The organism is Adlercreutzia agrestimuris, assembly GCF_943193125.1.
Classification (GTDB): Bacteria; Actinomycetota; Coriobacteriia; order Coriobacteriales; family Eggerthellaceae; genus Xiamenia; species Xiamenia agrestimuris.
This window is the reverse complement of record NZ_CALPCX010000006.1, coordinates 1-9,912: the sequence shown is the minus strand read 5'-3', so window position 1 is coordinate 9,912 and position 9,912 is coordinate 1. Positions and strand designations below refer to the sequence as shown.

At 43.7% G+C, this 9,912-nt stretch carries 13 protein-coding genes; 2 read left to right on the top strand and 11 right to left on the bottom strand.

Going from position 1 to position 9,912, the window contains the following annotated elements:
• Positions 1–96: 96 nt before the first annotated feature.
• The 11 genes from NFR28_RS08625 to NFR28_RS08575 form a co-directional block, all read right to left on the bottom strand.
• Complete coding sequence (locus NFR28_RS08625) at positions 97–1,329, bottom strand: hypothetical protein (RefSeq protein WP_251179405.1); 1,233 nt, start codon at positions 1,327–1,329, stop codon at positions 97–99.
• Positions 1,330–1,421: 92 nt separating this feature from the next.
• Complete coding sequence (locus tag NFR28_RS08620) at positions 1,422–1,616, bottom strand: hypothetical protein (protein WP_251179404.1); 195 nt, start codon at positions 1,614–1,616, stop codon at positions 1,422–1,424.
• Between the two features lie 13 nt (positions 1,617–1,629).
• Positions 1,630–2,040, bottom strand: a complete 411-nt coding sequence (locus tag NFR28_RS08615; RefSeq protein ID WP_251179403.1) for a single-stranded DNA-binding protein — start codon at positions 2,038–2,040, stop codon at positions 1,630–1,632.
• A 10-nt stretch (positions 2,041–2,050) separates the two neighbouring features.
• Entirely contained in the window at positions 2,051–2,377 is a 327-nt protein-coding gene (gene mihF, locus NFR28_RS08610; RefSeq protein WP_251179402.1) for an integration host factor, actinobacterial type, read from the bottom strand.
• A 121-nt stretch (positions 2,378–2,498) separates the two neighbouring features.
• Complete coding sequence (locus NFR28_RS08605) at positions 2,499–2,741, bottom strand: hypothetical protein (RefSeq protein WP_251179401.1); 243 nt, start codon at positions 2,739–2,741, stop codon at positions 2,499–2,501.
• A gap of 426 nt (positions 2,742–3,167) precedes the next feature.
• Entirely contained in the window at positions 3,168–3,509 is a 342-nt protein-coding gene (locus tag NFR28_RS08600) for a single-stranded DNA-binding protein (RefSeq protein WP_251179400.1), read from the bottom strand.
• A 13-nt stretch (positions 3,510–3,522) separates the two neighbouring features.
• On the bottom strand, positions 3,523–4,386 hold the full coding sequence (locus NFR28_RS08595) for a hypothetical protein (protein WP_251179399.1): 864 nt from the start codon (positions 4,384–4,386) through the stop codon (positions 3,523–3,525).
• The gene (locus NFR28_RS08590) at positions 4,386–5,777 is read right to left on the bottom strand and encodes a relaxase/mobilization nuclease domain-containing protein (RefSeq protein WP_251179398.1); all 1,392 of its coding nucleotides are present in this window, start codon (positions 5,775–5,777) and stop codon (positions 4,386–4,388) included. Before NFR28_RS08590 ends, NFR28_RS08595 begins: the two co-directional genes overlap by 1 nt.
• A gap of 1 nt (position 5,778) precedes the next feature.
• Entirely contained in the window at positions 5,779–6,252 is a 474-nt protein-coding gene (locus NFR28_RS08585) for a type II toxin-antitoxin system TacA family antitoxin (RefSeq protein ID WP_251179397.1), read from the bottom strand.
• Between the two features lie 346 nt (positions 6,253–6,598).
• A complete protein-coding gene (locus NFR28_RS08580) occupies positions 6,599–7,213 on the bottom strand; it encodes a hypothetical protein (RefSeq protein ID WP_251179396.1) in 615 nt (204 codons plus the stop codon).
• 374 nt (positions 7,214–7,587) lie between these two features.
• Complete coding sequence (locus NFR28_RS08575) at positions 7,588–8,493, bottom strand: ArdC family protein (RefSeq protein WP_251179395.1); 906 nt, start codon at positions 8,491–8,493, stop codon at positions 7,588–7,590.
• A gap of 336 nt (positions 8,494–8,829) precedes the next feature.
• On the opposite strand from NFR28_RS08575, the gene NFR28_RS08570 reads away from it, so the two are divergent.
• A complete protein-coding gene (locus tag NFR28_RS08570; RefSeq protein ID WP_251179394.1) occupies positions 8,830–9,390 on the top strand; it encodes a ParA family protein in 561 nt (186 codons plus the stop codon).
• 2 nt (positions 9,391–9,392) lie between these two features.
• The gene (locus NFR28_RS08565; protein WP_251179393.1) at positions 9,393–9,623 is read left to right on the top strand and encodes a hypothetical protein; all 231 of its coding nucleotides are present in this window, start codon (positions 9,393–9,395) and stop codon (positions 9,621–9,623) included.
• Positions 9,624–9,912 lie beyond the last annotated feature (289 nt).

Genomic DNA, 9,912 nt, shown 5'->3' with positions numbered 1-9,912 from the left:
TAGGGTTTTAAGGGCGGGTTAATAGAAACCCCATAAAAACAACCCCGGATGAATAGTTCGTCCGGGGTTGTTGGTTTTTAGAGGGCAACTATAGGTCTAACGATATTCCCAGTGTCCTTCTTCGGGATAGTGGATAACGCCGATTTGAATAGAATAAGACTTGCTGTTACTACACCCGTGGTTGTCCGTTTGAATCCAGCCATCTTCGTCATAATAAATATTATCGTCAGAATGGTCGGTCATTTGGTGGTCGATAGCACGTATAGGATCTGTGTAGGTCACACCATCATGAGCGGTATAGGTAAAGCTTTTGCGAAGTCGCTCAACGGTTTGGTTGGCATAATCATATGCTTTTTGCAATTCGCTAGGAGCATATACTTTGTTCGCGAGTTCCTTTTCAGCCATTTGGGGAGATATGCCAAAAAATTGAGGACAACCATTTCTCACACCGTTGTAGGTGCCGCTACATTTTGTGAATTGATAATTCATAATTAACGGTTCGTCGTAGGCAGCTTTGTCAACAACCCAAACCTTAGTTTTGTTTGTTGTGTTAGATGTAGAACCGTTCGATGTGGAACCGTTGGGTTTGGCGTTTGGAACCCAAACACCGCTTTCATTGACGTAGTAATTGCCAACCCAAGCATTAGTAGCCATAACGCCATTACGGTCAACATAGTAGTTTCCGACCCATTTGCTTGTAGCCATAGCACCATTTGAGGGGTTGAGGTAATACCACTTACCACCAATCTTTTGCCAACCAGTAGCCATATAGCCACCAGCCTTTAGGTAATACCAGGTGCCGTTTACTTGCACCCAAGAAGACTCACGAGCAGCACCAGAGGACTCAAGCCAGAACCAATCGGATCCAACTTTAAGCCAGCCATTCGAGCGCATAGCACCATTTGAGGGGTTGAGGTAATACCACTTACCACCAATCTTTTGCCAATCAGTAGCCATATAGCCACCAGCCTTTAGGTAATACCAGGTGCCGTTTACTTGCACCCAAGAAGACTCGCGCATGGCACCAGAAGACTCAAGCCAAAACCAATTACCACCTACTTTTTGCCATCCGTTAGCTGCCATCCAGCCATCATTGTAGAAGTAATACCAAGCATTACCGATCTTTTCCCATCCGGTAGCATAGCTTTTATTGCTATATTGATACCACCATCGGTTCCCGGATTTTTGCCATCCTGCATTTGCAGCATGTGCAGGTTGTGGATCTGTTACGGCAGCAGTAGCAGCAATAACACCAGCACTGCTAAGAGCGATAGCACCGGCAAGTGCCACTGTAGCTATCTTGTTTGTAAGTGAGTTAAGTTTTTTCATAATGCCCTCTCTAACCTAATATGCTAGACCCCAATAAAGTATTTAATACAAACCAAATAATATTTCAATACGCGTTCGCAAGAGTTATGCGCCTAAAGTGTCTCAAGCAGCGGGCAAGAGCGTTTTTCAAGCATATAGCCTATAGCACGCATAGCCCCATTGAAACTTTTGTACCTTTTTCGGTGGCTACATTTGCCGCTACCAGCGCGAACCACCACAGATCCGTCAGCGCGAACCTGAATAGAAACGTCCATACCTTCGCTGTTTTTGAAAAAGATTTTATCCATAGCAAGACACCACCTAAAACGGTATGTCTTCGTCATAAAGACTGATAGAGTCGCTGTAGTAACTCGCTGAATCTTGTTCGGGTTCTTGAGCGCCAGGATTATTACTGCTTAAAAGTTCAATGCTATCAACAACAACCTTAACACGCGAATGGGTAGTATTGTCTTTCACCCATTTATCTTGACGCAAACAACCCACGAGTGAAACTTTAGTACCTTTCAAAAGACGTGGTGCAATCCGCTCACCATATTTGCCAAACAAAACGCAATCAAACCAGTTCGGGACAAGTTCACCATTGCCATCTTTGCCTTTTTGCCACATGTCTACGCAGATAGAAAAAGAAAGAACGTGATACCCGCTTGCGGTAGAGATCAACTCCGCGTCGGATCCAAGATAACCAGATAAAGCGCAAGTATTAAGTGCCATAATTAACTCCTTATAAAATGTTTAGTAATAATTCGATTTGTCGATCACCAAGACCGCCAATGCGCCGATTGTCAGCAATACCAACTGTTTCCATGACAAGTTGAGTTTGCTTGAGTCCATAGCCAGGTAAAGCATTGATCAGTTGTTTAACACGCATACCAGAACAGATCCTACCGCCCTCAATGGATCTAAGGATCACCTCTTCGGCGTTTAGGTTTCCACATGCTAGATCTTTGCGAATGCGCATGCGTTCCCGGCGAACTTTGTTAGCCTTGTCAAGGTTTGATCTGCGCTGCTGATAGGTGAGTTTTGGAATAGTTGTATCTTTAGTCACCATGTTTCCTCCGTCTCATATGCTCAACTATTCTGTATAGCTTTATGTAATTACGTAAATACGTAATTACGTATAGAAGTATAACAACAAAGTTGAAAAAGTATAGAGTGAAACCTAACTTTTGCTATTTGGTGCGGTCAAAACGCTCAATGACAGCGCCAGTTGACGTGACATAGATCCTGAAATCGTTATCCGCTAAAAGGTCAATGGTAAGAGGATCAAGATTGCGTGCGTGACGCACAGCAACTCTATTAGAACCAATCTCAACCTCAAACGTGGTAGGGGCAACGTCTTCTCCATCAACCATGAGTTCATGCTGCACATCACCGACTGCTTGAATGAGAGTTTTGAGATCATTGAGTTTCATAACAGGACTCCTAACTAATTAAAAATCAAACTTATAAAACGATTGCGAAAAGCAAAAAATCTAATCCAATACCACAGTCGACCTCCTTTGGTTTTGGTAGGTGCCTTTGTCCTACCCGATGACTGCCAAAACTGACGTGGTTAGTTTTCAGCGCAAGGAAGACAAGCAAAACCTGGCAAGGCTTGAGTTTTTCGCTAGAAAAAGTTTTTGCGCCTTGCGCTGAAAAGTGTTCACGTCAAGGGTTGTGTCATCGGGTAGGCAAAGGTGCCAGAGGTGACAAACCAAAAGAGATAAACTTAAAAACCCTTGAAAAGTGAGCCGCTCTAAGCGGCTAAATAAGTCGTAGGGTCAAGGGGAGTGGCGTGCATTCCCCTTGTGCAGGGCGCGGGGTGCAAAACCCCGCCGCGCCAAAAAACTTTTTGAAAACTAAGAAGTGCAAACTACATCAGACAACACGTTTAGCGTGTTGGCTACAAGTTCTATTTTTGAACAGTTTTTGTCTTGTCTATTCCAAAGCGAATAGTGAAGTCTGCCCTCAACGCGAACCTTGGTATCCTCAAGAAGAATCGGCGCAAGCCGAACAGCCATTTCACCAAAAACAAGGCAGGTAATATAGTTGGGGTAGCTTGACCAACTATTGAGATGTTGGTCGTATCTTGAGTCTTCAAAAGCAAGGCAAAAGCTGCAAATAGCTTTACCGGTAACAGTGATGCGAAAGTCAGCATCCGAAACAATGCGTCCAGATAAAACAGATGAATTTGTATCCATGGTGTATCTCTCCTTATAAAGCCTGCTCGTTGCGGCTGTAATCGTCTGTGTCGGGTTTGGGCAGAAATTCAGAAAACACATCCATAAGATCCAAAGAGGTGTCTTCTTGGTCTAACTCTGCGTCGCATTCGATAGCAGAGGGCGTTAGCGTTTCATCGTCAATGTCGGCATCAGTGATGTTTTCAATGAGGGCGCGGTTGTCTAAAGCGCAGATTAAAGAAGCAGGATCAGCGCCGTCTAAACCATTTACGCGTGAAATTGCTTCATCTATCTCATTGTTTGTTAGTGGGGTGTGGATCTCTGGTGAAACAGGCAAGCCATCCCCGTAACTGGGAATTTGCGCGGCTTGTTGCTCAAGAATATGAAGATAAGCACCATACGGGAAACCAAAAAGCCTGCAAATCTCACTATCGCACAAAGAAGGATTGGCAGCGTGCAGATAGTCAAATAGAGCCAAAGCCTGCTCATTGATAGATCTGGTTGAAGCGTCGCTATAGCAAAGCGCAAGTTGTTGTTTGAAAGCAATGGCGTTAATCAAAAAAGAACCCTGGCGAAAAATAATAATAGAGCCATCTACGGCAACTTGAGAAACAAAGCGCATCTCTTCGGGAGCGATAAGATAAACGCTGCGACCTAGTTCACGTCCTGCAACAGGTAAAGGCGCATCTGCGCCGTCTACGTCAACTGTGGAAGTGCATTCATCGTAAATGGTGTTGTACCAATATATATCCATACGCAAACCGTCTTCGGCGATTAAGTCAGTGCGAAGTTTGCAATCAGAAAGGATATTGCCAGCACCAAGGGGCGAAGGTGAGGTGTAGGTGTCGGTAGAAAACTCCTCCATAGCCCCTGATTGAAAGTAAACGCATATCTTCATTATTCGCGCTCCTTTGGCTTTGAGTCAAAAGAAGGACTCTGGTGTACATGTCGCCTTGAAGATCCGCTACTGAAATTACCTTCTTCGCGTTTAATTGAAAGCGTGTCGCGTTTTTGAGAAAGACGCGGCGAAGACTTAGAGTGATCGCTATGTTTTTTGCCGGTCGCAATGTATTTGGTTTGCTTAGAAACTCTTTGGGCAAACTCTATCTCTTTGGTAGCATCAGCGTCATAAACCGCGCCCATAAGAGCAATGGAATAATCTAGTTCGCTCGAAATATCGTATTTGCGATTGATCTCATAAGCCCGCGCAATGTCGCTAATGGGGATAGAGGTCTTGTTATCAACGTATGCAATGGTTCTAACTTTGCCCTCGGACAAAGCTTGAAAATGCTTTATGAATTGTTGGTATTGATCCCCAGAAGGTTTAGTTAATCCTCCAGAAACGTCAATGCCCATTTGCCGCAAAATGGCAGGGCGTGAATAATCAGCACCGAGGTTGTGACCTTTCACGCGCCAGGTTTCGCGTGCGGGGTGAATAAACAAGAAGTCAGAATTTTTGGCGAGTTGTACCGCTACACCCAAGTCCTCACACTTTAAGATAAAGTCGCTTTCATTGTTTGAAAGCGAAATAGAAACGACAATGCGGTCGCGCAAGTCTTGCTTCCAAGACCAACCGCCACGCTCTTGTAGTTCAAGTTCCTTCTTTGTAAGGCGAGCCTTGCGCTCAATGAGTCCGTGTTCTAAAGCAGTGTTAGAGCGTAGGTCATCAGGAGCAAAAACGGCGGCTAGATGAAGCTGTTCTTGACTTGAATTATTGAGCTTCAAAATGGCATCTTTTGACAAAACGGGAACCTCTTTAAGATCACACCCAAGATCTATATGGTCTAAGTCTTTGTCGAAATAATGAAACCCTCGTTCAAGTGCCATCTCTTGCGCCACGCGGGAAATCTCTTTTACTTTGTTGTTTGTTAGATATGGTGCTAGGCGCTTGCCAGTATAGATATTGGTATTGTTGACAACAATATGAGCATGAATAACGCCACTTTCATTGTCGTCATGGTAAACAATAGCAACCTCAAAATCGCCAAAAAAACGCTCTGCCCAAGCAGTAGCAAACTCTCTAAGTTGCTCTAAGTTGATGTTGTCTTTTGGGTCAGGAGACAAAATATAATGATTGTAGGTGCGGACTTTTTTGCCGTTGGTGGAGTCATTATTGCCATACAAAATGCGTGTCTCATCCATCTGTTCAGACCAAGATTGGTGCCCAGGAACGAACTCTTGTGGAAACACATTGATAAGATCTAGCGCCAAACTACGATCATCTTTTTCAAGATAATTTTGAACACCTTTGACTGATGTGTGACCCGAAATAGGTTTTAAGTACACCACGCTACATCACCTTGCTTCCTCTTTTTGACGGGATGGTTATAAGGGTGTTTGAGGTGATGTTTTCAAGCAAAGGGATTAGTTCCTCGAACGTCTTTTTGGCTTCGGCGTAACCCTGAAAAGCAAGGGCGGATTGTTCACCGAGAGCATGCCAAGACTCACTAGAGGGACTAGATAAACCACGCTTTACATAGCGAGCAATAGTGTTTAGAGCGCGGGTTGACTGGTTGATATTTACGCCACTTTTTTTAAGTTCGCGATTGAGTAAAAGGATGCTTTCGGCATCAATTAAAACAATGCGATTGGGCGCAGACGCGCACTCACTAATCGAGTTAGCGCGCAAAATATCAAAGGGTAAAGCTGTAGTAAAACGGATGAATTCAGAAGAATTCATCCCCAAAAGATCCGCGTTGTTTTTGATCTTTTCTCGATCTTGATGGGATAGACGGATCTCTAATCTTTCAATTTTTGCATCCATGGAGCGTCCTCATTTCTGAACCCGGCAACGTTCAGGAATCGGCTCCGTAGGGGTGTGGGGACTCCCCCACCGTTCTGATTATTAAGTTATGAACTATGTGAAAAACTTTGAATCAGAACGTATTTTGTGGTGGCAGCATGACGAATTGTTAAGCAATTAGGTAGCTGCAAGCCACAAAATCAAGACCCTTGCATTGTATAAGCCTGAAAGCTTATACGCAAGGGGTCTCTTGCCCGACCGCAATAAAGCGGTACGGGCAAGAGACGAGTCTTGCTAACCTAAAAACACGTGGGTTTTTAGGTTGTTAAAACTATCGAACAAATGTATGTCACCCACCAGAGAATTACTACCAATCTTCCTTTAAGCCGTCAAAGCCATGACCGAAAGGGTGGGTGTCAATGTCAAAGAATCTGTCTTTTAAGAAGTAAATTATTGATTTATCGTTAATGGTAATCTCAACGATTTCGTTGCCTTTAAGGGAGGTTCTGAAGTCACAGTTTTCCGGATGAAAGATAGTATAAGCCTTAACGCTCTCTGGATGACAACCATACTTATTCTTGAAAGCTTCAATCTTGGCATTTTTGGTTGCTAACCTCTTTTTTCTTTTTTCGTCTTCAGTATTCCAATAAGCTACACGCTTAGCTATGTCTTCTTCGGTTGTATCATGCGAAGCTGCAAATAGCGCATCTGTGTTTGTTGTATAAAAGTCGGTTTTGTTAGCGTACTTGCTAGTGTGGTGCCACGACGACCACATGAAATATGAATCAAAAATTTCATCTTTTTTCATAGTGTAAACGTCCACAAAAAGATCTTCTTCATCCATCCATTTTTCGATGGCTTGAATCATTTTAGTTTTAGTCCATTTGCTCTTAGGCATCTCGCCATCTTCGTATGCAGCTTCTGTCCCCCAACTCATAGAGCAACCGCTATATCCGCGCTGGTTGTAAGTGACTATGCTCATATTTGACCTCCTTGAGTTTTTAATAGGAACCTTTTGTCCTACCCGGTGACTGCAAATCTGACGTGGTTGGTTTTCAGTGCAAGGAAGACAAGCAAAACCTGGCAAGGCTTGAGTTTTTCGCTAGAAAAAGTTTTTGCGCCTTGCGCTGAAAAGCGTTCACGTCAAGAGTTGTGTCACTGGGTAGGCAAAGGCGCTAAACCAAAAGAGATAAATTCAAAACTCTTAAATAGTGAGCCGCTCTAAGCGGCTAAACAAACGGAGGGGTCAAGGGGAGTGCGTGCATTCCCCTTGTGCAGGGCGCGGGGTGCAAAACCCCGCCGCGCGGCAAAGTGAAAAAAATAGCCTGCGATATGCAGGCTATTAGCTATGGTGGTTTATACATGCGCATCGTTATAGCGCGTTAAAATATAATTTGCTGCCGCGTCAGCTTTTGTTGCTGCTCGAAATAGTTCGTTGGGGTCGTTGTTGAGTACAGAAACCCAACTTTGCAAATAAGCGGCGTGGTTTTCATAGAAAAACGGATCGACGCTCTCACTATCAAAAGCTAGTCCAATTTCAGAAGCCACAAACGCGCTGCTAAGTTCTGCAATGAGTTCCTCAAAAGCATAGCTTTCAGTGCCATAAGTTGAAAAAGGTCTGTCAAGAGCAGCGGCATTTCCTGTAGAGTGACTCATTTCGTGAAGCAAAACGCGCAGAAACGACTGGGCGCAATTAAAACTTTTCCTTGCTGGCATGTTCACGCAATCCGAAACCGGGTTGTAGCAAGCAATAGCTGTTTGACCCTCAATAATGGGACAACGCGAAGACGAGACAAAGTCATCGGCTATATCGAAGATTTCATAATCGTCAAAAGCTTTATCAGTATTGCTTTCAAATTCTGGAATCCCTTCTATTTCTTCTGCGTTAAAAACCGACCAAACACCGACACAAATAGGACGCACATTTTCCTTTTCTTCGTCGTCGGGTGCTGCGCTGTTGGCTGCTTTAACGAGTTTCCAGTGTTCAATTTTGGCGGATTTGGCTCCGCGTTTTACCTTCCAACCGTTTTCCTTGGCTTGCTTAAAGGTGCACCAGCGGGGATCTTTATAACCGCGCATTCTGGCTATGCACGCTAGGTGAAAAACGTTGCCGCCCGTGTATTTTTTGCCAGTTATAGCGTTTCTAGGGGATAAGCAGTCAATCCAAACTTTTTGCCACGAAAAACCTTTTTCCTGAATATCTTGTACGAGTTGCTCTACTACTGCTGCACGAGCCTGTTTGACGCTTTCTGGTAAAGACATGATCTGCTCCCATCCTAGAAATCTGAATCGCATTGGCGATTGCATTGCTTGCTTGCAATCGCTTAACAGCGACCAGATCCCCAAAAGAAAACCTGTCATATCTTCATGAAGGCAAAGCCGTAACTTACACAACTTTTGCCTTAGAAAAAGTTGTGTCAAGTTTCATGAGGATCTATTGACAGGATGAATTTGGGGAGCACCTAAATATGTAAAAGCATATGAGAAAAATTTTTGTGTTGACGAATTGCTGTCGGAGTTGTATAAGTAAATAAGTAATTACGTAAATACGTATATAAGTATCGAAACACTCAAGAATGAGCCAGGAAAGGCGGAACCATGAAAACAATTCTTTTATGCAATCAAAAAGGGGGAGTTGGTAAGTCTTTGATAGCTGACGAGTTGGCTTTCTCTTTGGAGCGCAGTGGCATACCCTTAGACTTCTACGACCTTGACGCACAAGGAGGAACTCTACACACAACAACAAAAGCAGAGGGCGCAGAGGTTACGGTTGTCGATACGCCAGGTGCTTTGCAAGAAGGTATGAGCGATTGGGTTTCGGCTGCGGATTTGGTAGTTATACCAACACGCCCAACAACGCGAGACATGGATCCTTTGTTGCGCATGGTAGACATTGTCAAAGCACATAAAGACAAAAAGGTGCTTTATGTTGTAAATGGCTGGAATCGCTATCGTGCCAGCCGTGACTTTGTACAGTGGTTTGAAGGGGTAGCAGACAATGACATAGTATTAAAGTTGCCCCAGTCAGAAAAGTTTGTGCAATCAGCCGCAGCGGGACAATCAGTGGTGGAATATGCACCACAAACAAAAGCAGCAAAGGCGACACAAGAACTAATTGATAAAATACGCACTATGGCGGGTGTTGGCAAGGAAGGATAGCAATGAGCGAAAATATGTTTGAAAAATACGCAGAACAGCGTAATACGGATCAAGAGAGGATTAAGGATCACCTAGAAAAAAAAGCAGGTAAACAGGGGTCGTGTAAGAGCCTAACAAAGCTTACAATTTCCATCTCAACCGAAGATAAACAAAAGTTCAAAATACTATCCGCAAAAGAAGGAAAGTCTATGTCGGCAATGCTACATGAGTGGCTAGAAACATTAGATGAATAGTAATACAAGCACCATAGCTTATCGTTTACTGAAACATTGCTCTTGGTTTGGGTGTTCCTGAATCAAGAGCAATTTCTATTTGTACATGAAGACAAATTCTGGATGGTCAAACCAGCTACAAACCATACCACGAGGGATAAAGAGTCCCTATGATCAGGCAAAAAACCCCAGTTAGTACCGTTAAGTTACCAACTGGGGTAGTAACAAAATGCCCTAATCGGGCAAACTAGAAAAAAGCAAAAGCGAAAAAGTTATATTAAAATGCCAGTTCAACTGCATAAACGTTAAA